This window comes from Roseomonas sp. HF4, from assembly GCF_005222755.1.
In the GTDB taxonomy this organism is placed as follows: Bacteria; Pseudomonadota; Alphaproteobacteria; order Acetobacterales; family Acetobacteraceae; genus Neoroseomonas.
Window position 1 is genome coordinate 25,931 of record NZ_STGD01000009.1, and the last position, 20,880, is coordinate 46,810.

19 protein-coding genes are annotated in these 20,880 nt (G+C 73.3%); 12 read left to right on the plus strand and 7 right to left on the minus strand.

From position 1 onward, the window contains the following. Positions 1–91: 91 nt before the first annotated feature. The 10 genes from E8M80_RS14550 to E8M80_RS14595 all read left to right on the plus strand — a co-directional run bounded on the left by E8M80_RS14550 (position 92) and on the right by E8M80_RS14595 (position 11,490). Entirely contained in the window at positions 92–931 is an 840-nt protein-coding gene (locus E8M80_RS14550; protein WP_137126432.1) for an ion transporter, read from the plus strand. A 27-nt stretch (positions 932–958) separates the two neighbouring features. Beyond that, on the plus strand, positions 959–2,497 hold the full coding sequence (gpmI, locus tag E8M80_RS14555) for a 2,3-bisphosphoglycerate-independent phosphoglycerate mutase (RefSeq protein ID WP_137126433.1): 1,539 nt from the start codon (positions 959–961) through the stop codon (positions 2,495–2,497). A gap of 127 nt (positions 2,498–2,624) precedes the next feature. After that, complete coding sequence (locus tag E8M80_RS14560) at positions 2,625–3,494, plus strand: xanthine dehydrogenase family protein subunit M (protein ID WP_206035640.1); 870 nt, start codon at positions 2,625–2,627, stop codon at positions 3,492–3,494. 4 nt (positions 3,495–3,498) lie between these two features. After that, entirely contained in the window at positions 3,499–3,978 is a 480-nt protein-coding gene (locus tag E8M80_RS14565) for a (2Fe-2S)-binding protein (RefSeq protein ID WP_137126434.1), read from the plus strand. Continuing rightward, a complete protein-coding gene (locus E8M80_RS14570) occupies positions 3,978–6,233 on the plus strand; it encodes a xanthine dehydrogenase family protein molybdopterin-binding subunit (RefSeq protein ID WP_137126435.1) in 2,256 nt (751 codons plus the stop codon). The genes E8M80_RS14565 and E8M80_RS14570 overlap by 1 nt, the downstream gene beginning before the upstream one ends. 236 nt (positions 6,234–6,469) lie before the next feature. Further along, entirely contained in the window at positions 6,470–7,648 is a 1,179-nt protein-coding gene (locus tag E8M80_RS14575; RefSeq protein WP_137126436.1) for a murein hydrolase activator EnvC, read from the plus strand. Between the two features lie 176 nt (positions 7,649–7,824). Beyond that, positions 7,825–9,216: a S41 family peptidase gene (locus E8M80_RS14580; RefSeq protein ID WP_370287447.1), complete on the plus strand. Its 1,392-nt coding sequence runs from the start codon at positions 7,825–7,827 to the stop codon at positions 9,214–9,216. A gap of 20 nt (positions 9,217–9,236) precedes the next feature. Then, complete coding sequence (locus E8M80_RS14585; RefSeq protein ID WP_137126438.1) at positions 9,237–10,475, plus strand: divergent polysaccharide deacetylase family protein; 1,239 nt, start codon at positions 9,237–9,239, stop codon at positions 10,473–10,475. Beyond that, complete coding sequence (locus tag E8M80_RS14590) at positions 10,472–10,954, plus strand: RNA pyrophosphohydrolase (RefSeq protein ID WP_137126439.1); 483 nt, start codon at positions 10,472–10,474, stop codon at positions 10,952–10,954. The genes E8M80_RS14585 and E8M80_RS14590 overlap by 4 nt, the downstream gene beginning before the upstream one ends. Positions 10,955–10,959: 5 nt before the next feature. Beyond that, entirely contained in the window at positions 10,960–11,490 is a 531-nt protein-coding gene (locus tag E8M80_RS14595; RefSeq protein ID WP_137126440.1) for a flavin reductase family protein, read from the plus strand. Between the two features lie 97 nt (positions 11,491–11,587). On the opposite strand, the gene E8M80_RS14600 is transcribed toward E8M80_RS14595, so the two are convergent. Both E8M80_RS14600 and E8M80_RS14605 read right to left on the minus strand, forming a co-directional pair. Then, positions 11,588–12,538 carry a tripartite tricarboxylate transporter substrate binding protein gene (locus E8M80_RS14600; protein WP_137126441.1) on the minus strand — a complete coding sequence of 317 codons (951 nt, stop codon included), beginning with the start codon at positions 12,536–12,538 and terminating at the stop codon, positions 11,588–11,590. Positions 12,539–12,622: 84 nt separating this feature from the next. Further along, positions 12,623–12,895 carry a DUF4157 domain-containing protein gene (locus E8M80_RS14605; RefSeq protein ID WP_137126442.1) on the minus strand — a complete coding sequence of 91 codons (273 nt, stop codon included), beginning with the start codon at positions 12,893–12,895 and terminating at the stop codon, positions 12,623–12,625. 162 nt (positions 12,896–13,057) lie between these two features. On the opposite strand from E8M80_RS14605, the gene E8M80_RS14610 reads away from it, so the two are divergent. Beyond that, positions 13,058–14,125, plus strand: coding sequence for an LLM class flavin-dependent oxidoreductase (locus E8M80_RS14610; protein WP_170979425.1), 1,068 nt, complete (start codon positions 13,058–13,060; stop codon positions 14,123–14,125). Between the two features lie 130 nt (positions 14,126–14,255). Here E8M80_RS14610 and E8M80_RS14615 read toward each other — a convergent pair whose 3' ends face one another. Then, on the minus strand, positions 14,256–16,292 hold the full coding sequence (locus tag E8M80_RS14615; RefSeq protein WP_137126444.1) for an HWE histidine kinase domain-containing protein: 2,037 nt from the start codon (positions 16,290–16,292) through the stop codon (positions 14,256–14,258). 564 nt (positions 16,293–16,856) lie between these two features. Next, positions 16,857–17,876 carry an NADP-dependent oxidoreductase gene (locus tag E8M80_RS14620; RefSeq protein ID WP_137126445.1) on the minus strand — a complete coding sequence of 340 codons (1,020 nt, stop codon included), beginning with the start codon at positions 17,874–17,876 and terminating at the stop codon, positions 16,857–16,859. 62 nt (positions 17,877–17,938) lie between these two features. Between E8M80_RS14620 and E8M80_RS14625 the strand changes: the two genes are divergently transcribed. Beyond that, positions 17,939–19,333: an LLM class flavin-dependent oxidoreductase gene (locus E8M80_RS14625; RefSeq protein ID WP_240790047.1), complete on the plus strand. Its 1,395-nt coding sequence runs from the start codon at positions 17,939–17,941 to the stop codon at positions 19,331–19,333. Positions 19,334–19,404: 71 nt separating this feature from the next. On the opposite strand, the gene E8M80_RS14630 is transcribed toward E8M80_RS14625, so the two are convergent. From E8M80_RS14630 to E8M80_RS14640, 3 genes are all read right to left on the minus strand, one after another. Beyond that, the gene (locus E8M80_RS14630) at positions 19,405–19,596 is read right to left on the minus strand and encodes a hypothetical protein (RefSeq protein WP_137126446.1); all 192 of its coding nucleotides are present in this window, start codon (positions 19,594–19,596) and stop codon (positions 19,405–19,407) included. Between the two features lie 89 nt (positions 19,597–19,685). Continuing rightward, positions 19,686–20,141: a DUF6481 family protein gene (locus E8M80_RS26005; protein WP_170979426.1), complete on the minus strand. Its 456-nt coding sequence runs from the start codon at positions 20,139–20,141 to the stop codon at positions 19,686–19,688. A 293-nt stretch (positions 20,142–20,434) separates the two neighbouring features. Beyond that, complete coding sequence (locus E8M80_RS14640) at positions 20,435–20,641, minus strand: cold-shock protein (RefSeq protein WP_137126448.1); 207 nt, start codon at positions 20,639–20,641, stop codon at positions 20,435–20,437. Positions 20,642–20,880: the final 239 nt, after the last annotated feature.

Here is a 20,880-nt window from a genome sequence, read left to right on the forward strand (position 1 = left end):
CCTGCCTTGAACCTGCCGCAGGGCGTGGCTACCTGCCCGCCCGCCAGGGGATCGGGGGATCATCGTGCCGGAGACGCTGCTGCCTGAGGACATGACGGGCACACTGCGTGCCCGCTGCGCCCGCTTCGTCGCCGCCGCGCCGTTCCAGCGCGCGGTGATCGCGCTGATCCTGGTGAACGCCGTGACGCTCGGGCTCGAGACCTCGGGCAGCGTCATGGCGGCGTGGGGCGGCCTTCTGACCGCGCTCGACACCGCGCTGCTCTGGGCCTTCACGGCTGAGCTCGCGCTGCGGATCTACGCCTTCCGCGGCCGCTTCTTCCGCGACCCCTGGGGCATCTTCGACCTCATCGTGGTCGGCATCGCCTGGATGCCGGCGACCGGGCCGCTCGCGGTGCTGCGCGCGCTCCGGGTGCTGCGCGTGCTGCGCATGGTCAGCGTCATCCCGTCGCTGCGGCACGTGGTGGAGGCGATGCTGCACGCGCTGCCCGGCATGGGCTCGATCGTGCTGCTGATGGCGCTGATCTTCTACGTCTTCGCCGTGATGGCGACGAAGCTCTACGGCGACCTCTTGCCCGACCGCTTCGGCACGCTTGGATCGAGCCTCTACACGCTGTTCCAGATGATGACGCTGGAGAGCTGGTCCGAGGCGAATGTCCGCCCGATCCTGGAACACCAGCCGCTCGCCTGGATGTTCTTCGTGCCCTTCATCCTGCTGGCCACCTTCGTCGTGCTGAACCTGTTCATCGGCGTGATCGTGGACAGCATCCAGACGCTCCGCGCGGAACGCGAGAGCGCCGATGCGAAGGCGGCGCGGGAGGCCGGCGAGGCCGCGACCGCCGCCGCCCACGCGGACCAGGAGGCGGTGCTGCGGGAGATCCGGGCGCTGCGCGCCGACCTCGCGGCCTTGCGGGCGGAGCGGGCCGGGGGGTAAGCCGCCCCCGAACATGAGGAAGCCGCCATGTCCGCCAGCCGCCCGCGCCCCGTGATGCTCGTCATCCTCGACGGCTGGGGCCGGCGCGAGGACCCGGCGGACAACGCCGTGGCCGCCGCGCGCACGCCGGCCTTCGATGATCTCTGGGCGTCCTGCCCGCATGCCTTGCTCCGCACCTCGGGCGCCGATGTCGGGCTGCCGGACGGGCAGATGGGCAATTCGGAGGTCGGGCACCTCAACATCGGCGCCGGCCGCGTGGTGATGCAGGACCTGCCCCGGATCGGCGCCGCCATCGCGGATGGCTCGATCGCGCGGCTGCCGGCGCTCACGGGCCTGATCGACGCGCTCCGGGCCTCGGGCGGGACCTGCCACCTGATGGGGCTGCTCTCGCCGGGCGGCGTGCATTCGCACCAGGACCACGCCGTGGCGCTGGCGCGCATCCTGTCCGATGCCGGCGTGCCGGTCGCGATCCATGCCTTCACCGACGGGCGGGACACCGCGCCCACGGCAGCGCCCGACTTCCTGGCGAAGTTCGAGGCCGGCATCGCCGGCCTGCCCGGGGTGGCGGTCGCGACCGTGATCGGCCGCTACTTCGCGATGGACCGCGACAACCGCTGGGAGCGCGTGCAGGCGGCCTACGACGCCATGTCGCGCGGCGAGGGCGCGCGCGCCGCGGCGGCCGCGGCCGCCGTCGCCGCCGCGCATGCCGCCGGCAAGACCGACGAGTTCGTCCCCGCCACCGTCATCGACGGCTTCGCGGGCATGAAGGACGGCGACGGGCTGCTCTGCTTCAACTTCCGCGCCGACCGGGTGCGGCAGATCCTGACCGCCTTCCTCGACCCCGGCTTCGACGGCTTCGCCCGCGCGCGGACCATCCGCTTCGCCGCCGCCGCCGGCATGACCGAATACAGTGCGGCGCTGAACGCGCACCTGGCGACGCTCTTCGCGCTGCAATCCATGGCCGGCATCCTGGGCGAGGTCGTCGCGGAGGCGGGGCTGAAGCAGCTGCGCATGGCGGAGACCGAGAAGTACCCGCACGTCACCTACTTCCTGAACGGCGGCGAGGAGACGCCCTTCCCGGGTGAGGACCGCATCATGGTCGCCTCCCCCAAGGTCGCGACCTACGACCTGCAGCCCGAGATGTCGGCGCCCGAGCTGACGGAAAAAGCCGTCGCCGCCATCGCGTCCGGCACCTACGACCTGATCGTGCTGAACTACGCCAATGCCGACATGGTGGGCCATAGCGGCATCCTCGACGCCGCCCGCCGCGCGGTGGAGGCGGTGGATGCCGGGCTCGGCCGCATCGTGGCCGCGATCCGCGCGGCCGGCGGCGCGCTGCTGGTCACCGCCGACCACGGCAATGCCGAGATGATGAAGGACCCCGCCACCGGCGGCCCGCACACCGCCCATACGACCAACCCGGTGCCGGCGATCCTGCTCGGCGGCCCGGCGGGGGCGGCGCTGGCCGATGGGCGGCTGGGAGACGTCGCGCCGACGCTGCTGGCGCTGCTCCGTGTGCCGCAGCCGGCGGCGATGACGGGCCGTTCCATGCTCCGCCCGGAATGACCGGGCGGCGCCGGGGGCTATCGCGCCGGCGCGCCACGCCTTAGCCTTGGGACTTCGACACAACCGACCGGCCCGGCCGCGGGCCGCATGCCCCGACCCAACGGGGCCATCGGGGATGGGAAGCAGCATGACAGACATCCGATACCTGGCACCCCGCACGCTGGAGGAAGCCGTCGGCGCCTTCGCCGCCGCAGCCGGCGCGGCGCGGATCCTCGCCGGCGGCACCGACCTGCTGGTGCAGATGCGCAACGGCGCGGTGAAGCCGGGCACGATCATCGACATCAAGAAGATCGGCGCGATGACGGCGGTGGACGACCTCGGCGGCGGCGCCTTCCGCATCGGCGCCGCGGTGCCGGGCGTCGTGCTGGCCGAGCATCCGACCTTCGGGAAGGCATGGCCCGGCGTGCTGGAGGCGATCAACCTGATCGGCTCGAAGCAGGTGCAGGGCCGGGCCTCGCCGGGCGGCAACCTCTGCAATGGATCCCCGGCCGGGGACAGCGTTCCCGCCATGGTCGCCGCCGGCGCCGTCGTCACGGTCCAGGGGCCCGGCGGGCGGCGCGAGATGCCGGTCGAGGCCGTGCCCGCCGGGCCGGGCCGCACCAACCTGGCGCCGGGCGAGATCGTGGTGTCCTTCACCCTGCCGGCGCGGTCGAAGGGGTCGGGGGATGCCTATCTCCGCATGATCCCGCGCACCGAGATGGACATCGCGGTCGTCGGCCTCGGCATCAGCCTGACGCTGGAGGGCGGCATCGTGAAGGCCGCGCGCGTCGGCCTCGGCGCCGTGGCGCCGACCGTGCTGCTGGTCGAGGACGCGGCGAAGGCGCTGATCGGCTCGCGCCTCGACGACGCGGCGCTGGAAGCCGCTGCCGCCGCCTGCCGCGCGGCCTGCAAGCCCATCAACGACAAGCGCGGCACCATCGTCTACCGCACCAAGGTGGCGGGTGTGCTGCTGAAGCGCGCCGCTGCCATCGCCGCCCAGCGCGCCGGGGGGAACTGAGCCCATGACCAAGATGCACGTCACGACCACGATCAACGGGGAGCCGGTCGAGTTCCTCAGCGACCCCGCCGCCTCGATGCTCGATGCGCTGCGCGGGCCGCTCGGCCTGACCGGCACCAAGGAAGGCTGCGGCACGGGCGATTGCGGCGCCTGCTCCATCACCGTGGACGGCCGGCTGGTCTGCGCCTGCCTGATGCTCGCGGTGGAAGCCGAGGGCGCCGAGATCGGCACCATCGAGGGCATGGCCCAGGGCGACCACCTGCACCCGCTGCAGCAGAAGTTCCTCGAGATGGCGGCGCTGCAATGCGGCATCTGCACGCCGGGCGTGCTGATCGCGGCGAAGTCGCTGCTCGAGAAGAACCCCGATCCGACGGAGGAGGACGTGCGCTTCGGCCTGGCCGGCAACCTCTGCCGCTGCACCGGCTACGACAAGATCGTCCGCGCCGTGCTCGAGACCGCCGCCGAGATGAGGAGCGCCGCCTGATGAACGACATGTCGAACAAGTGGATCGGCGCCCGCACGATCCGTCCCGACGGCGCCGACAAGGTGACCGGCCGGGCGCAGTACAGCTCCGACTACAACATGCCGGGCATGGTCTGGGGCAAGGTGCTGCGCAGCCCGCACGCCCATGCCCGCATCCGTGGCATCGACACCAGCAAGGCCGAGGCGCTGCCCGGCGTGAAGGCGGTGGTCACGGCGAAGGACATCGTCGAGTTCCCGCTCGACAAGTCCGTCATGCTCGGCATCCAGGACATGCGCTGGATGTGCCGCAACGTGATGGCGCGGGAGAAGGCGCTGTTCCACGGCCACCCCATCGCCGCCGTCGCCGCGATCAACGAGGAAGTGGCCGCGCAGGCCTGTGCCCTGATCGAGGTGGACTACGAGGTCCTGCCCCACGTCATCGAAATCGAGGACGCGATCAGGCCCGACGCGCCGATCCTGCACGAATGGAACCAGTTCGAGGGCAAGCCGTCGAACATCGCCGGCACCATGGTGCTGAAGGCCGGCGACATCGAGAAGGGCTTCGCCGAGGCCGACCTCGTCGTCGAGCGCACCTTCACGACCCGCCCGGTGCACCAGGGCCACATCGAGCCGCAATCCTGCACCGTCTCCTACGCGGCGGACGGGCGCGTGACGATCTGGTCCTCCTCCCAGGGCCAGTTCATGGTGCGCGCCATGACCTCGCTGCTCACGGGCATCCCGCAGAGCAACATCCGCGCGATCCCGGCCGAGATCGGCGGCGGCTTCGGCGCCAAGACGATCATCTACCTCGAGCCCGTCGCGGTCATGCTGTCCAAGAAGTCGGGCCGCCCGGTGAAGATGGTGATGACGCGCGAGGAGGTGCAGCGCGCGACCGGCCCGGCGCCGGGCTCGCGCATGACCGTCAAGATCGGCGCCAAGAAGGACGGCACGCTGGTCGCCGCACAGGGCACCTTCTACCTGCAGGCGGGCGCGCTGCCGGGGTCTCCGCTGCGCGGGCCGGTCGGCTGTTCCTTCGCGGCCTACGCCATCCCGAACGTGCTCTCGGTCGGCTACGACGTGGTGTCGAACCGCTCCAAGGTCGCGGCCTATCGCGCGCCAGGCGCGCCGCACGGCGCCTTCGCGGCCGAATGCGTGCTGGACGAGATCGCCGAGGCCCTCGGCCTCGACCCGCTGGACATGCGGCTGAAGAACAGTGCCAAGCCGGGCGACAAGGCGATCTACGGCCCGGTCTTCGGCGCCGTGACCTTCAAGGAGACGGTGGAGGCCATCAAGCACCACCCGCACTACAAGGCGCCGCTCGACAAGAACCCGGCACCCGGCGTCAAGCGCGGCCGCGGCGTGGCCTCGGGCTTCTGGTACAATGCCGGCGGCGAATCCTCCGTCCAGGTGAACATCACCGAGGACGGCAACGTGCTCGTCACCACGGGTCACCCCGATGTCGGGGGCAGCCGCGCCTCCATCGCGAATGTCGTCGCCGAGCTGCTCGGCATCGACCATGCCCGCGTGAACGTCATGATCGGCGACACGCAGACGATCGGCTTCTCGAACCTGACGGGCGGCAGCCGCGTCACCTTCGCGTCCGCCATGGTCGCGACCGCCTCCACCGAGAAGGTGATCGGCCAGCTCAAGGAGCGCGCGGCGAAGATCTGGAACATCGACGCCGAGGCCGTGAAGTGGGACGACGGCATGGCGCTGCCGGCCGGCGACAATGCCGGCAAGTTCCCGCCATTGTCGCTCAAGGAACTCGCCGCCAAGGCGAACGAGATGGGCGGCCCGATCGGCACGCAGGTGCAGCTCAACACCACCGGCGCCGACCCCGGCTTCGCGACCCATTGCGTGGACGTGGAGGTCGATGTCGAGCTCGGCATCATCCGGGTCATCCGCTACACGGCGGCACAGGATGTCGGCCGTGCGCTGCATCCGGGCTATGTCGAGGGCCAGATCCAGGGCGGCGTGGTGCAGGGGATCGGCTGGGCGCTGTCGGAGGAATACCTCTACGACGCCAAGGGCCGCGTCGATAACGCCTCCTTCCTCGACTACCGCATGCCGGTCTGCTCCGACGTGCCGATGATCGAGGCGCTGGTCATCGAGATCCCGAACCCCAAGCACCCGCAGGGCGTGCGCGGGGTGGGGGAGGCGCCGATCGTGCCGCCGCTCGCCGCCATCGCGAATGCGGTGCACGATGCGCTCGGCACGCGGTTCTACGCGCTGCCGATGTCGCCGCCGAAGGTGACGGCGCGGCTCGAGGAAGCCTGACGCGCCGCCGGGAGGGCGCAGGCCCTCCCGGGCGCAACCTGCGTCGATGCCAGGCCGCGCGGGGGCATCGCCCCCCTCGTTCCGCCCATCCGCCGCGCCTGCTAAAGCCATCCGGCGCGCGGGCATCCCGTCCGGAGTCGGCGCAGCCGGGGGTGGCGATCGCGAGGCTGGCGACATTTCGGCATTCGAGGCGGCCTTCACCGGTGCGGGTTCTCTCCGCGGCCGGGTGCGCGATATTGCTCGGCCTGCTGGCCGCGCCGCCCGCCGCCGCCCAGCCGACGCAGGAGGCGGTCCGCGACGCCCGCCGCACGGCCGAGGCCGAGCGCGCCGCCGCCGCCGAGGCCGAGCGCCTGGCCGAGGAGGCCGCCAGCCTGGAGCGCGGTCTGGCGCGCCAGCGGGTCGCCATGGCCGAACGTGTCCGCCGCGCGGAACAGGTGCTGGAAGCGGCGCAGGACCGCGAGCAGCAGGCGCTCGCCGCCGCCGCCGCCGCGCGCGCGGAGGCCGAGCGCCGCGCCGCGACCCTGGCGCCGATCATGCCGGCGATGCGGCGCCTGTCGCTCTGGCCGGCCGAGACGCTGCTCGCCGTGCCGCTGCCACCCGAACAGGCGCTGCGCGGGGTGCTCGTGCTGCAGGGCCTGGCGAACCGGATCCGGCGCGACATCGAGGCGCTGCACGCGGCCGAGGAGGAAGCCGCCCGGCGCGCGCGCGTCGCCGCCGCCGAGGCCGCGCTGGTCGCCGCGGCGCGGGAGGAGGCGCTCTCCGCCGCCCGGGCGCTCGACGACGAGATCGCCGCCACCCGCCAGCGCGAGAGCGAGGCGCGCGAGGCCGGCCGCGATGCCGCGCGCCGCGCCCAGGAAGCGCTGGCCCGCGCCGCCGACATCGCCCAGATGCTCGACCGGCTGGAGCGCGAGCGCGCGCGGGAAGCCGCCGCCGAGGCCGCACGCGAGAGGGCCGCGCGGCGCGCCGGCCGGCCGATTCCGACCCCGCCCCCGGCGCCGGAGCCCGCCGCCCTGGCCGGTGCGCCGGGCGGCGCGCGCGTCGCGCCGGTGACGGGCCGGCTGGTCCGCACCTTCGGGGCCTCGGCGGAAGGCGGCCCGGCGCGCGGGCAGACCATCTCGGCCCCGGCGGGCGCACGGGTGGTCAGCCCGTGCACGGGGCGTGCCGTGTTCAGCGGTCCTTTCCGAAGTTATGGCCTCCTGCTGATTGTCGAATGCACGGACGGGCACCATGTCGTGCTGGCCGGTCTTGGGCGGCTGGATGCCGATTCGGGAAGGCGGCTCCTGGCCGGGGAACCGGTGGGCGTGATGGGGCGCGGGGAAGGGGAGCGCGGGCGCCTCTACCTTGAGTTGCGGCGGGACGGGCAGCCGCTCGATCCGCGGCCCTGGCTCGGCCAGGCGGCGGATGGCGCGGGCTAGGACGGCGGGCGGCACGGCCCATCCGTTCCTGCGGCACCCGGCCGGCGGGCGCGCTTGCCGGTAACGCCTCTGTTTCATGTCGGTTTCGGGCTGCACGCCCGGGGGCGATGCGCTCTAGGATGGCAGCGGACGGCCGGCGGCACCGCCATCGGCCGATGCGGAAGGAAGGAATGGGTATGCGGCGCAAAGGCGTGACCTTCGCGGCGGTGGGCGCGGCCTTCGCGGCAGGCGTGGTGGCCGGACCCTTCGTGGCGGCGTGGGCGCAGGAAGGCAGCCGGGCGGAGACCTATCGGCTGCTGAACCTGTTCGGCGACGTGTTCGAGCGCATCCGGGCCGAATACGTCGAGCCCGTGAACGACCGCGACGCGATCGAGAACGCGATCCAGGGCATGCTGACCGGGCTCGACCCGCATTCCTCCTACATGAACCCGCGGATGTACCGCGACATGCAGGTGCAGACGCGCGGCGAGTTCGGCGGCCTCGGCATCGAGGTCACGCAGGAAGGCGGCTACATCAAGGTCATCTCCCCGATCGACGAGACGCCCGCGGCGCGCGCCGGCGTGCGGCCGGGCGACCTGATCACGCACCTCAACGGCAATTCCGTGCAGGGCCTGTCACTGCAGGAAGCGGTCGAGCAGATGCGCGGCGAACGCGGCACCGCCATCCGCATCACGATCCGCCGCGAGGGCGCCGAACGGCCGATCGAGCTGTCCATCACGCGCGACGTCATCCGCCCGCAGGTGGTGCGCTTCCGCGTCGAGGGCGGCGACATCGGCTACATCCGCCTCACCTCCTTCAACGAGCAGACCGAGGCCGGGCTGCGTCGCGCGATGCAGCAGATCCGCAGCCAGGCTGGCACCAACCTGCGCGGGCTGATCCTCGACCTGCGCAACAACCCTGGCGGGCTGCTCGACCAGTCGGTGCAGGTCTCCGACGACTTCCTCGACCAGGGGGAGATCGTGAGCACCCGCGCCCGGCGGCAGGAGGACGCGCAGCGCTGGAACGCGCGCGCCGGCGACATCGCCCAGGGCCTGCCCATGGTGGTGCTGATCAATGGCGGCTCGGCCTCGGCCAGCGAGATCGTGGCCGGCGCGCTGCAGGACCATCGCCGCGCCATCGTCATGGGCGTGAAGTCCTTCGGGAAGGGCAGCGTGCAGACGGTCATGCCCATCCCGGGCAACGGCGCCATCCGCCTGACCACGGCGCGCTACTACACGCCGTCGGGCCGCTCCATCCAGGCGACCGGCATCGAGCCCGACATCGAGGTGCTGGCCACGCGCGAGGAACCCGGCCAGCAGGCCGCGGCGCGGCGCGACCGGGAAGCCAACCTCCGCCGTGCGCTGCGCAACGACAATGGCGGCGGCCAGCAGCAGGCCGCGCCGCCGCCCCCGCCGCCGCCCCTGAACCTGCCGGCGGGCCTTGTCGAACGCGTGCAGCGCATGCCGGCCGAGGGCGCAGCCGCCTTCGACCCGACCAAGCCCGAGACCGACCACCAGCTGCAGCAGGCGCTGTCGCTGCTGCGCGGCATCGCCGCGGCGCCGACGCCCCAGCGCCGCGCGGCGCGCTGACCGCGCGCGGCGGGCGGGCCATGCGCGTGCCCGGCTGGCGGGCGCTCGGCCTGTTCTGGGCGGTGGTTCTCGCCGGGGCCGGCGGCACCGCCGTCTGGCTGCATCGGATGGGGCCGCCCGGCGCTGCGACGCTGGCCGCGGCAACGCCGCCGTTGCCGGACCCGGCCCTGGCGGCCGGGGCGGGGCCGGGGGCATCGGTGCCCGGCGGTCCGCCTGGGATACCGGTGCCTGCCGAGCCTGCCCGCGACGCGAACGCAACACCATCCGCGCCGACGCTGGACCCGCCCGCGGCGGCGCCCGTTGCGGCCCCGCCGCCCCCCGCGGCGCCGGCGCCAGTCGTCGCCGCGGCCCCCCCGCCGGCCGCGCCCGAACCGCCGCCGCTGCCCACCCCCGCCGCCCCACGTCGCGAAGCAGCCCGCCGGATCCCCCCGCCCGACCCCGCCCTGCTCGAGACCACGCGCCATGGCATGGTGCCGCGCCTCGGTCCGGAGGGCCGCACATCGATCCGCGCCTACGGCCGGGACTTCGACCGCCGTGACAGCCGCCCGCGCGTCGCCGTCGTGGTGGCCGACATCGGCCTCAGCGCGACGCAGACCGAGGAAGCGATCCGTCGCCTGCCGCCGCAGGTCGCCCTGGCCCTGTCCCCCTATGCGGCGCGTCCCGCCCAGGCGGCCGAGCGCGCGCGGGAACGCGGCATGGAGACGCTGATCTCGATCCCGATGGAGCCCGCCGGCTATCCGCTCAACGACCCCGGCGACCGCGCTCTGCTGACCGGGCGGCCGATGGCCGAGAACCTCGACCTGCTCGACTGGGCGCTGTCCCGCGCGCAGGGCTACGTCGGCGCGATCGGCGCAGTGGGTGGCATGCGCGGCGAACGCTTCGCGGCGCTGGAGGGCAGCATCGGCCCGGTGCAGGAGGTGCTGCTCGGCCGCGGGCTGCTCTACCTCGACCCGCGCCCCGGCGCGCCGCCGCCGGCCCGTGCCTGGGGCCGCAGCGTCGATGTCCTCCTTGACGAACCGGCCGGGACGGGGGGCGAGATCGACCGCCGCCTGGCCGAGCTCGAACGGATCGCGCGCGACCGCGGCGGCGCGCTCGGCCTTGCCGGCGCGGCGTCCCCCGTGGTGGTGGAACGCCTCGCCGCCTGGGCCGCGGGGCTCGATGACCGCGGCCTCGTGCTGGCACCCGTGTCGGCGATGATCCGTCGGCCCGAGGGCGTCGCGCCCGAGGCCGCGCCGATCCGCCCGGCCGTCGCGCGATGACCGGCCTGCCCTATCGCGCCAATGTCGGCGCCGTGCTGTTCAACCCGGGCGGGCTCGTGCTCGTGGCCCGTCGCGCCGACCTGCCCAACGCCGAGGGCGCGCCCGGCGGCTGGCAGTTGCCGCAGGGCGGCATGGACGAGGGCGAGGACCCGGCCGTCGCCGTCTTCCGCGAACTGGAGGAGGAGATCGGCACCGCGCGCGCCGAGATCCTGGCCGAGCATCCGCGCTGGCTGACCTACGACCTGCCCGGGCACCTGGTGGGCAAGGCGCTCGGCGGGAAGTATCGCGGGCAGCGGCAGAAATGGTTCGCGCTGCGCTTCACCGGCGCCGACCGCGACATCCGCCTCGACCTCGACCCGCATCCGGAATTCGACGCCTGGCGCTGGGCGCCGCTCGGCGACCTGCCCGGTCTCGCCGTCGCATTCAAGCGCGCGATCTACGAGGACCTCGCCCGCGAATTCGCGCGCTTCGCGGGGTAGCACCGATGCGCCCCCTGGCGATGGGACGGGTCTACCAGCTGATCGAGCCGGGGCCGGTCGTGTTGCTCGCGACGTCCCGGCGCGGCCGGCCGAACGTCATGACGATGTCCTGGCACATGATGGTGGAGTTCACGCCGCCCCGCCTCGCCTGCGTCGTCAGCGACCGCAACCATTCCTTCGCGGCGCTGCGCGCGACGCGCGAATGCGTCGTGGCCGTCCCGCCGGCGGCGATGGCGCGCAAGGTCGTCGCCATCGGCAACTGCTCGGGCCGCGACACCGACAAGTTCGCGCGCTTCGGCCTTTCGACGCGGCCGGCGCGGGAGGTGGCGCCGCCGCTGATCGAGGATTGCTTCGCCAACCTCGAATGCCGCGTGGTGGATACGCGGCTCGTGAACGCGCATGGCCTGTTCGTGCTCGAGGTGCTGCGCGCCTGGATCGACCCCGCGCGGCGGGACGCGAAGACGCTGCACCACCAGGGCTGGGGGCGCTTCGCCGTGGACGGGCGGGTGCTGCGGCTCGCGTCCGGCAAGGCTTGATATCCGACGGCCGAAGGATTCACCGTCGGCCGCCTGGTATGATGCCCGGCGCTTGAGGGGCACGAAGGTAAGACCTTCGTGCAATTGGTATGACGGGTCAGCGCCGCCAGGGGCTGGTGCGCCAGATCTCCCCATAGGCGCGCGCCTGGTCCTCGACGAAGCGCGTCATCGCCGCGCGGTCCATGTGCCGCACGACCAGGAAGTCGCGTTCCGCCAGCGCGCGGAACTCCGGGTCGGCCGCCGTGCGGCGCACCGCCTCCTCCCATCGTGCCAGGATCGGGGCGGGTGTCGCGGCCGGCAGGGCGAAGCCGCGGGCGGACCCGGCGGCGACATCCACGCCCTGCTCGATGCCGGTCGGCAGGTCCGGTGCCTTGTCCCAGCGCTCGCGTTCCATGATGGCGATGACGCGGTGCGCGCCCTGGATGTGGCCGCGCACCGTCAGGCTGACGGTCGAGATGGAGCCCGCGACATGGCCGCCATGGACCAGTTGCAGCGCCTGGCCCGCGCCCTGCGTCGGCACCCAGGTGAAGCGCACGCCGGCGGCGCGCTCGATCGCCATCAGCGCGAGATGCGGCGCGCTGCCGACGCCGGCGCCGGCGAAGTTGATCTCCTCGGGCCTGGCGCGCGCCGCTTCCACCAGGTCGCGCAGCGACCGGTAGGGCGTGCCGTTGCCGACGAAGACCGTATAGGGCTCGTCCGTCAGCAGGCCGACATAGGCGAAGCTCTCGACGCGGTAGCGCGGCGTGTTGTCATGGAGCGCCGTGACCAGCGCGGGGAAGGAGACGACGGCCGCGCTCCGCCCGTCCGGCGCCGCCGCGGCGACCTCGTTCAGCATCAGCATCCCGCCGGCGCCGGGCTTGTTGACCACGATGATCTGCGCGCCGCCGCCGAGATGCTTCTCGAGGAAGGGGGCCGCCATGCGCGCGGCGAGGTCGATGTTCCCGCCCGGCGCGAAGCCCACGTAGAGCTGGATGGGCCGGTCCTGGGCGCGGGCGCCCAAGGCTGGCAGGGCGAGCGCCCCGGTCAGAAGGATGCGGCGACGGGTCATGGGCGTGCCCTCCTGGCGGATCGGGAAGCCTGCCCCGGCAGGCCGGCACAGCGCAAGGTGACGGGGTGCGCGCCGCGCGGGCGCTCAGCGCCAGGCGGATCCCTGCTGCTGGACGACGTGGACCGCCTCATGCGCCGCGAGTGCCTGTCCGCCGGCGCTGTTGGGGCCATGGCGCCCGATGACGAACACGTCGTTGCCGGTGACATAGGCCTGCGCCGAGGTGCCGGCCCTGCCGGCGCCGGCGGGGCGGACGCCAGAGAGATCCGCCGCTCCGAAGGCCTGCGCCATGCGGGTCGTCACGACCGCCTCCAGTTTCCGGGAAGGCTGGCCGTTGATCAGCGTAACGCTGCCTGACATCGCACAGGGCTCCTGTCGCCTGCCGGCGGGATGCTTTCACGATTCTGTCAACGTGAGACGCCCCGCCCCCGCGGCGGAGGCGGGCATGGGAGGCCGCCGCGGGCAGTTGCGCTGCCCCCGACAGGCGGGCAGGCTAGCGTCGCCTACCGCGGAGACTGCCGGATGCTGCGCTTCAGCAACTTCCTGTTCCCCGAAAGCCGCGACCCAGAGCGCGACGCCGACGTCATCGCCGACTGCGTGGCCGAGGCGAAGCTCTGCGACGAGCTCGGTGTCGAGGTGATCTGGCTGGCCGAGCACCATTTCGACGGCAATTGCGCCTATGTGGACCCGGTCACCTTCGCGGCCGCGATCCTGGCGGCGACGACGCGCATCAAGGTGGGCTTCGCGGTCGCGCAGGTCTCGCTCCATCACCCGATGCGGCTTGCGGAGCAGATGTCGCTGCTCGACAACCTCGGGCGCGGGCGCGTCATCGTCGGCCTCGGCCGCGGCACCGCCTACAACGTTTACGAATACCAGGGCTACGGCATCCCGCACGAGGAGGCGCTCGAGCGCTACGAGGAAGCCGAGGGCATCATGCTCAAGGCCTGGACCAGCCCGGAGGGCTTCCGGCACGAGGGTCGCTTCTGGCAGCTCAACGTGCCGCGGCTGCGGCCGACCCCCTTCACGAAGCCCCATCCCTACCTGATCCGCGCGGCGTCGTCGGAGGACGGCGCGCTGCACCTGGCGCGGCGCGGCCTGCCCTTCCTGATGAACGTGCAGTCGAACGAGGTCACGGCGAAGCGCCTCGCGGCCTATCGCGCGACCATGGCCGAAGCGGGCTTCGACGCCCACCACGTCGCCCGCTGCCTGGACGAGAGCTGGGTCTGGCGCAACGTCGTGGTGGCCGAGACGGACGAGGAGGCTCGCCGCATCGGCCTGCCCGCCTTCGAGGCGATGCAGGAGCACCGCAAGAAGCTGCGCGAGCGCATCTACGCCGAGCAGGGCATCATCATGAAGAAGGAAGCCGTGCCGCCGGCGCGGGTGAACCCGGATCTCGCGCTCATCGCCGGCTCCCCGGCCACGGTCGCCGCCCGGCTCGCGGAGGTGGAGGCGACAGGCGTCGGCGGCGTGATCTGTTCCTTCCGCCTCGGCCCCATGCCGGCGCCGGTGGCGGCGCGGTCGATCCGGCTGTTCATGGAGGAGGTGGCGCCGCGCTTCGCCCCGGCGGCGGTGCCGGCCGCGGCGGAGTAGCGTTGCCGACAGCCGCCGGCACGCCCGGCGGGCCGGATCGGCCTCGCTTGCATCGCAAGGGCTGCCGCGGCGTCCCGTGGCGCCTGCTCGACCGAGGGGCGTGGTTGCGCCGGCGTCTCCGCCGCGCGGATCAGCCCTGGCCCGGGCGGATGCGGGCGAGCGGCACCGCGATGTCGCAGACCAGGCCTTCATCCGGCCAGCGCCGCTCGATGCTGCCACCGAGTTGCCCCGCGATCGTCGCCTCGATGACGCGCGAGCCCACGCCCCGGTGCTTGGGCAGCCCCGGCGCCGGCCCGCCCCGCTCGGTCCAGCGGATGCGGAGCAGCCCCGCGGCCTCCTCGACATGCCACTGCACCTCGAGCCGCCCATCGGGCCGTCTCAGCGCGCCATGCTTGGCGGCGTTGGTCGCCAGCTCGTGGAACACCATGGCGAGCGGCTGCACCGTCTCGGCTTGAAGGCGGAGCGCCGGCCCCGAGAGGACGAAGCGGCCACGGCCGTCCTCGGCGGTGTCATCGGCCGCGCCGAAGGGCGCCAGCTCCTCGCGCAGGACCGTCATCAGCGGCGCGCCCGTCCAGCGCTCGGCCGCGAGCAGGGCCTGCGCCCGTGCCAGCGCGGCGATGCGGCCCTCGACCAGCCGCGCATAGGTCGCCGGATCCGTCGCGCGCGTCAGCCGCAGGATGGCCTGCACGATGGCCAGCGTGTTGCGCGCGCGGTGATTGACCTCCCGCATCAGCAGGTCGCGCCGCTCCTCGGCCTCGCGGCGCTCGGTGATGTCGCGCAGCGTGCCGGCGATGCGCAGCGGCCGGCCGGTCGCGGCATCGCTCCGGACCACCGCCGCGCTGCTCTCGAGCCAGCGCCAGGCGCCGTCCTCGCGCCGGAAGCGGTATTCCTCCCGGTAGGCGGGCGCTCGGCCGGACACCGTGCGGTCCCAGGCCTCCAGCACGCGGACGCGCTCGTCCGGGTGGATGCGCGCGCCCCATTCCTCGACGGCGGTCACCCTGCGGTCGGGCGTGAGGCCGAAGATCGACAGGGCACGCGGCGACCAGGTGGTCAGGCCGGTGCCGAGGTCGGTCTCCCAGGTGCCGAAGCGGCCGGCGGCGACGGCGAGGCGCAGCCGCTCCTCCCCCTCCCGCAGGGAGGCGGTGCGGTCCGCCACGCGCTGCTCGAGCCCGTCCATCGCGGTCTCGAGCGCCTGCTGCTTGCCGCGCACGAGCCAGGCGAGGCCGCCCAGCACCAGGATCGCCGGCAGGCCGATCGCCAGCATGGGCAGGACGGCGGCCTGCCAGCGCGCGACCACCTCCGCCCGCGGCCGGGCCGCCGTGATGCTGATGGAGGGATGCCCTTCCAGCCGGCGGAAGCGCAGGATGACCGGCTGGCCGTCACGCGGTGTCTCGCCGTCCAGGCGGCCGGAGGAAGCGCCGGCGGCGAGGGCCGCGATCAGCGGCTGTTCCGGCCCGAGGCGGGGGGCGGGCCGTTGCAACGGCGGGTATCGTGCCATGACGGTCCCGTCGGTGCGGATCAGCGCGGCCGAATCCCCGTCATTGCCGAGCACGCGCCGCAGCGCCTGGCCCGTGCGCGCGCTGTCGAGCAGGATCGCGACCACGCCCCGTTGATCGCCACGCGAGGCCGCCACGGCGAAGACGGGCGGCGCATCGATGCCCGGCCGGAACGCGCCGCCGAGCAGGATGCCCTGCCCGGCCGGCGCGAGGTCCGTGCCGGCGAGATCCGGCGCCGCGCCGCTTCCGCCGGCGCCGAGGTCGGCATGCACCAGCGCACGCCCGTCCTGGCCGGTCACGACGACGCCGGCCACCAGGGGCAGGTCGGCCACGAAGCGGAGCAAGCCGTCGCGCAGCGGCCCCGCGGCATCGCCGAGGCTGGCATCGTCCTCCCCCGCAAGGGTGTCGGCGATCCGTGCAGCGAGGCGCCCGTGGCCCTCGACCACGCGCAGCGCGAATTCCGACGCGGCCTCGACGGCGACGGCGAGTTCGCGGTCCGCCTCCTTCCAGGCCGCATGCCACGCGCCCATGCAGGCGGCGCCGAGGATCATGGCGGGCAGCAGGATTGCGCCGACGAGCAGGGCCGACAGCCGCCAGCCGGCCTGCGGCCGCACGGCGTCGTCGGTCGTCAGCGGCAGGAGGTCGGTAACGCTCGGGGCCTGCTGGTCCATGGTCGACGCGGAGGAATGAGCACACTCCTATCCGGGCGGCCCCAGCCCTTGTCCAGAGCCATCGGAGGGCGCCGAAGGCGTCGCGCCGCCGCGATCCGGGGCCGTCATGGCCGAGCGGGCGGCTTTGGGCGCGCCGCGCGCCGATCGGCACGGCGATCACAACTCCGTGCGGCGGTCCGCGCGGGGTCTCGGGACGGAGCGAAGGTGCGGAACGGCGCGCAGCAACTTGGGCGCCGGCGGGCGTGAAGGCCTGCCCGGCAGGCGGGCAACGCGCGGTCCCGCGCATCCCCGCCGGCCGTCCCTCGGCGCCGACCGGCAGCGCCCCGGCGCGGTCGCGGGAACATGCGATCGCTGAGCGGCCTGATGCCAGGCGAGCGATGGTCGGATACGGCCGGCACCACGGCCGGACGCTTCAGCGCGCAGGGTTGACGGACGCCCATCGAAGCAAGCCCCGATGGGGCCCGGTGTCGCGGCTGCGCGCGACATCAATGCCATGCCAGCCTCCGCGCGACCGCCTCACGCCCAAGGCGTGCGGCCGAAGGTGAAGCCTTCGGCCGTCGGGCATCAGTCGACCCGGACCACCAGCTTGCCGAAATTGGCGCCCTTCAGCAGGCCGATGAAGGCGGACGGCGCCTGGCGAAGCCCGTCCACCACGTCCTCCCGCCACCGCATGCGGCCTTCGCGGATCCAGCCTTCCATCTGCGCGCGGAAGGTGCCGTAGCGCGCCCAGCCGGTGTCCGAGACGATGAAGCCCTGGATGCGCAGCCGCTTGCGCACGACGGGGCCGAGGTTCGGGCCCGGCGGCGCCCCGGCGGCGTCCGCGCCCGGGGCCTCGTTGTATTGCGCGATCATGCCGCACATCACCATGCGGCCGAAATCGTTGAGGCGCGGGAAGACCGCCGCCTGCACCTTGCCGCCGACATTCTCCCAATAGACGTCGATGCCGGCCGGCGCCGCGGCGTCGAGCTGCGCGTCGAGGTCGCCGTGATGGTCGAGGCAGGCATCGAAGCCGAGTTCCTTGACCACGAAGTCGCACTTCTTCGCGCCACCCGCGACGCCGACCACGCGGCAGCCGCGGATCTTCGCGATCTGCCCCGCGACCTGGCCGACGGCGCCGGACGCCGCCGAGACGACCACGGTCTCGCCCGCCTTGGGCTGGCCGATGTCCTCGAGCCCGGTCCAGGCGGTCAGGCCCGGCATGCCGAGCACGCCGAGGCTGGCCGAGAGCGGCGGGTCCGTGGCCGGGACCTTGAACAGCCGTTCCGGCCCGACGATCGAGAAGCGCTGCCAGCCGAAGCCGCCCAGCACCGTGTCACCGGGCGCGAAGCCAGGATGGCGGGAGGCGACGACCTCGCCCGCCGTCTGGCCTTCCATCACGGCGCCCAGCGCCACCGGCTTGGCGTAGGATTTCACGTCCGCCATGCGGCCGCGCATGTAGGGGTCGAGCGAGAGGAAGCGCGCGCGTACGAGCACCTGGCCTTCGCCCGGTTCGGGCAACGGCGTCTCGACGATCGCGAAATCCTCGGGCACCGGGGCGCCGACCGGGCGCCGGGCGAGGAGGATCTGCAGGTTGGTCTCGGCCATGGAGGGTCTCCGTTGGGGGGGCAGGATGCCATGGGTGGCCGGGCGAGACGAGCCGGGCGCGGATGGACGCGCATGACGCCGCTGATAGGCTGCCGGCCGGGACGGAACGGCGGGAAGGACGGCACGGCATGGCGCAGGCGGGGCGAGGGCCCATTCACCTCAACCTGTTCATCCATGCGCGCGGGCATCACGAGGCGGCATGGCGGCATCCGGACGCGTCCCCGCTGCCGCTGACCGACATCCGCTACTACGCCGAGATGGCGCGGCGCGCCGAGGCGGGGCTGTTCGATTCGATCTTCCTCGCGGACCAGCTGGCGCTGCCGGCCGATGTCGCGCATGCGCCGCGCATGTGGCTGGAGCCCGTGACGGTGTTGGCCGCGCTGGCGGGCGCGACCAGCCGCATCGGGCTGATCGCGACCTGCTCCACCACCTATACCGAGCCCTACAACCTGGCGCGGCAATACGCCTCGCTGGATCACATCAGCGGCGGGCGGGTGGGCTGGAACATCGTCACGTCGTGGCTGGCGACGGCGGCGGCGAATTACGGCGGTGCGGGGCAGCTCAGCCATGCCGAGCGCTACGAGCGCGCCGAGGAATACATGCAGGTGGTGCGCGGCCTTTGGGATTCCTGGGCCGACGACGCGGTGGTGGATGACCGCGCAGGCGGGCTCTATGCGCGGGTGGATCGGATCCGCCCGGTGCGGCACCGGGGGCCGCACTACCAGGTGGCCGGCGCGCTGAATCTGCCGCGCAGCCCGCAGGGCAGGCCGGTCTTCGTGCAGGCGGGATCGTCCGAGACCGGCAAGCGCTTCGCCGCCCGCCATGCGGAAGCGGTGTTCACCGCGCAAATGGAAAAGGCGACGGCGCAGGCCTTCTACGCGGAACTGAAGGCGCTGGCGGCGGCCGAGGGCCGCGATCCGTCGCAGGTGCTGGTGCTGCCGGGGCTGAGCCCCGTCATCGGCGCGACCGAGGCGGAGGCGGAGCGGCTGTCGCGGGAGTTGAACGACCTGAGCGACCCCGAGGTGGGGCGGTCGCGGCTGTCGGGGCGCTTCGGCGGGCATGATTTCTCGTACCTGCCGCTCGACCGGCCGCTGTCGCCCGAGGATTTCCCCGACCCGGGCACGGTCGAGGCGGCGCGCAGCCGGACCGAGGTGATCATCGGCCTGGTGCGGCGGGAGAAGCCCACGCTGCGGCAATTGCTGGGCTACCTGGCCGGCGCACGCGGCCACTACGTGACGACGGGCACGCCCGAGCGCATCGCCGACCTGATCGAGGAATGGGTGCGCGACGGCGCGGCCGACGGCTTCAACCTGATGCCGCCGGTGCTGCCGTCGATGCTCGACGTGTTCGTGGCCGAGGTGGTGCCGCTGCTGCAGCAGCGCGGCCTGTTCCGCACGGGCTACGAGGCGGAGACGCTGCGCGGGCATTACGGGCTGGCGCGGCCGCCGGGGTTTTGATGGCTGGCGGATGCAGGTGCGGGGGGCGAAGTTTCCTTCTCCCCTCCGCTGTCATCCGAGCGGGCTTCGCCTCAGCGGCGCGCCTTGCCCTTTGCGATCTCGCGCTCGATCGCGACGCGCTCGGTCGCGCCGGAACGGCGGATGATCTCGCGCACGATGGCGGGCGAGACGCGGTGCCGCTTGGCCAGGTAGGCGATCTCGTCCTCGATCGAGGCCTCCGGCTTCGGGGCGTCGATCTGGGCGGCGGGCTGCGGCTGCGCCATGGGCGGCTCCTGTCACGCGGCCGCGCGCCATGCGCGCCCGCGATGTCGATGGGCTTGGTCGGGCCGCCCGGTCCCGGGCGGGTGGCGCGCTACTTCCGGCGCGCCTTGCGGGCGGCGTAGCGGGCGTCGCGCAACGCCTTCTGCTCGGCGGCCAGCGCGAGGGCGCGTGCCTTCTTCTCGGCGTCGAGCATCGCCGCGCGTTCTTCCTGCTCCATCGCCGCTTCGGCTGCCTCGCGGGCGGCCTCGGCGTCGCGGAGCGCCTGCGCGGCGGCCTCGCGCTCGGCCTCGGCCCGGCGGGCGGCTTCCTCGGCGGCCAGGCGGGCGGCCTCGGCGGCCTCGGCCGCTGCCTTGGCGGCACGCTCGGCCTCGCGTTCGGCGCGCCGCTGCTCCCGTGCATCGGCCACCGCGCGCTGGGCGGCGAGCCGCTCCTGCACCACGGGGTCGTCGGGGCGGGGCTGGGCGCGGAAGCGCTCCATCATCGCCTTCCGGGCGGCTTCCGCGGCTTCGCGGCGGGAGTTGAAGTCGTCGCGCTTCAAACCTTGCATCGTGACTTTCTGCTGTCCTGTGTCGTGGGTCGGCGAAGATTTCGCCCCGTCATCCGAGGATGTCCAGGACGATCTGCCGGATTTCGGCGGGCGAGAGGCCCGTCTGGGGGCGCGGTGCCTCGGAGGGCAGGGCGCCGGATGAAGCGCGTGCCGGCGCGTCGCGCCGGCAGCGGAGGTCGGTATCGATGTGTGTCATTCTCGTTCTTGCTTGGCGCCGCCACCCCATGCGGGATGGCGCCGCGTTCGTCATGGCGCCCGGCCGGCGGGGTCCCGCCGGCCAGGGCCGGGCGAAATCAGGCCCGGCGCAGGTTGGTCGCGGACATCTTGCCCTGCTGACCCTTCTGGAGGTCGAACTCGAGCTTGTCGCCTTCCTGCGGCGTGCCGATGCCCGAGCGCTCGACGTCGGAGATGTGGACGAAGACGTCCTTGCTGCCGTCCTCGGGCTGGATGAAGCCGTAGCCCTTGGTCGCGTTGAACCACTTGATGGTGCCGGTGGACATGGTGGGATTCCGATTAAACATGGAGCTCCCGCCGCACGGTGCCGTGCGTCGGATCAATCTTCTGTAGGGAGCGGGCGGCGGGCTCGGCGCTCATTGACGAGCAGGGAGAGCGCGGCCGGACCGAACAAAGCTGACGCGGGGGATATAGGACACCCGACCGTGAAAGGGAAGGAATTCTTCTCCGGCCCTGCCTTCACCCTGCCGCGCTCCGGCGAAAGGGTATGGATTCCGTGCCCCCG

Bases quoted from the DNA above. Each gene is read 5' to 3' on its own strand.
- E8M80_RS14550 (WP_137126432.1), top strand. From the start codon at position 92: ATGACGGGCACACTGCGTGCCCGCTGCGCCCGCTTCGTCGCCGCCGCG.
- gpmI (WP_137126433.1), top strand. From the start codon at position 959: ATGTCCGCCAGCCGCCCGCGCCCCGTGATGCTCGTCATCCTCGACGGC.
- E8M80_RS14560 (WP_206035640.1), top strand. From the start codon at position 2,625: ATGACAGACATCCGATACCTGGCACCCCGCACGCTGGAGGAAGCCGTC.
- E8M80_RS14565 (WP_137126434.1), top strand. From the start codon at position 3,499: ATGACCAAGATGCACGTCACGACCACGATCAACGGGGAGCCGGTCGAG.
- E8M80_RS14570 (WP_137126435.1), top strand. From the start codon at position 3,978: ATGAACGACATGTCGAACAAGTGGATCGGCGCCCGCACGATCCGTCCC.
- E8M80_RS14580 (WP_370287447.1), top strand. From the start codon at position 7,825: ATGCGGCGCAAAGGCGTGACCTTCGCGGCGGTGGGCGCGGCCTTCGCG.
- E8M80_RS14585 (WP_137126438.1), top strand. From the start codon at position 9,237: ATGCGCGTGCCCGGCTGGCGGGCGCTCGGCCTGTTCTGGGCGGTGGTT.
- E8M80_RS14590 (WP_137126439.1), top strand. From the start codon at position 10,472: ATGACCGGCCTGCCCTATCGCGCCAATGTCGGCGCCGTGCTGTTCAAC.
- E8M80_RS14595 (WP_137126440.1), top strand. From the start codon at position 10,960: ATGCGCCCCCTGGCGATGGGACGGGTCTACCAGCTGATCGAGCCGGGG.
- E8M80_RS14600 (WP_137126441.1), bottom strand. From the start codon at position 12,538: ATGACCCGTCGCCGCATCCTTCTGACCGGGGCGCTCGCCCTGCCAGCC.
- E8M80_RS14605 (WP_137126442.1), bottom strand. From the start codon at position 12,895: ATGTCAGGCAGCGTTACGCTGATCAACGGCCAGCCTTCCCGGAAACTG.
- E8M80_RS14610 (WP_170979425.1), top strand. From the start codon at position 13,058: ATGCTGCGCTTCAGCAACTTCCTGTTCCCCGAAAGCCGCGACCCAGAG.
- E8M80_RS14615 (WP_137126444.1), bottom strand. From the start codon at position 16,292: ATGGACCAGCAGGCCCCGAGCGTTACCGACCTCCTGCCGCTGACGACC.
- E8M80_RS14620 (WP_137126445.1), bottom strand. From the start codon at position 17,876: ATGGCCGAGACCAACCTGCAGATCCTCCTCGCCCGGCGCCCGGTCGGC.
- E8M80_RS14625 (WP_240790047.1), top strand. From the start codon at position 17,939: ATGGACGCGCATGACGCCGCTGATAGGCTGCCGGCCGGGACGGAACGG.
- E8M80_RS14630 (WP_137126446.1), bottom strand. From the start codon at position 19,596: ATGGCGCAGCCGCAGCCCGCCGCCCAGATCGACGCCCCGAAGCCGGAG.
- E8M80_RS26005 (WP_170979426.1), bottom strand. From the start codon at position 20,141: ATGCAAGGTTTGAAGCGCGACGACTTCAACTCCCGCCGCGAAGCCGCG.
- E8M80_RS14640 (WP_137126448.1), bottom strand. From the start codon at position 20,641: ATGTCCACCGGCACCATCAAGTGGTTCAACGCGACCAAGGGCTACGGC.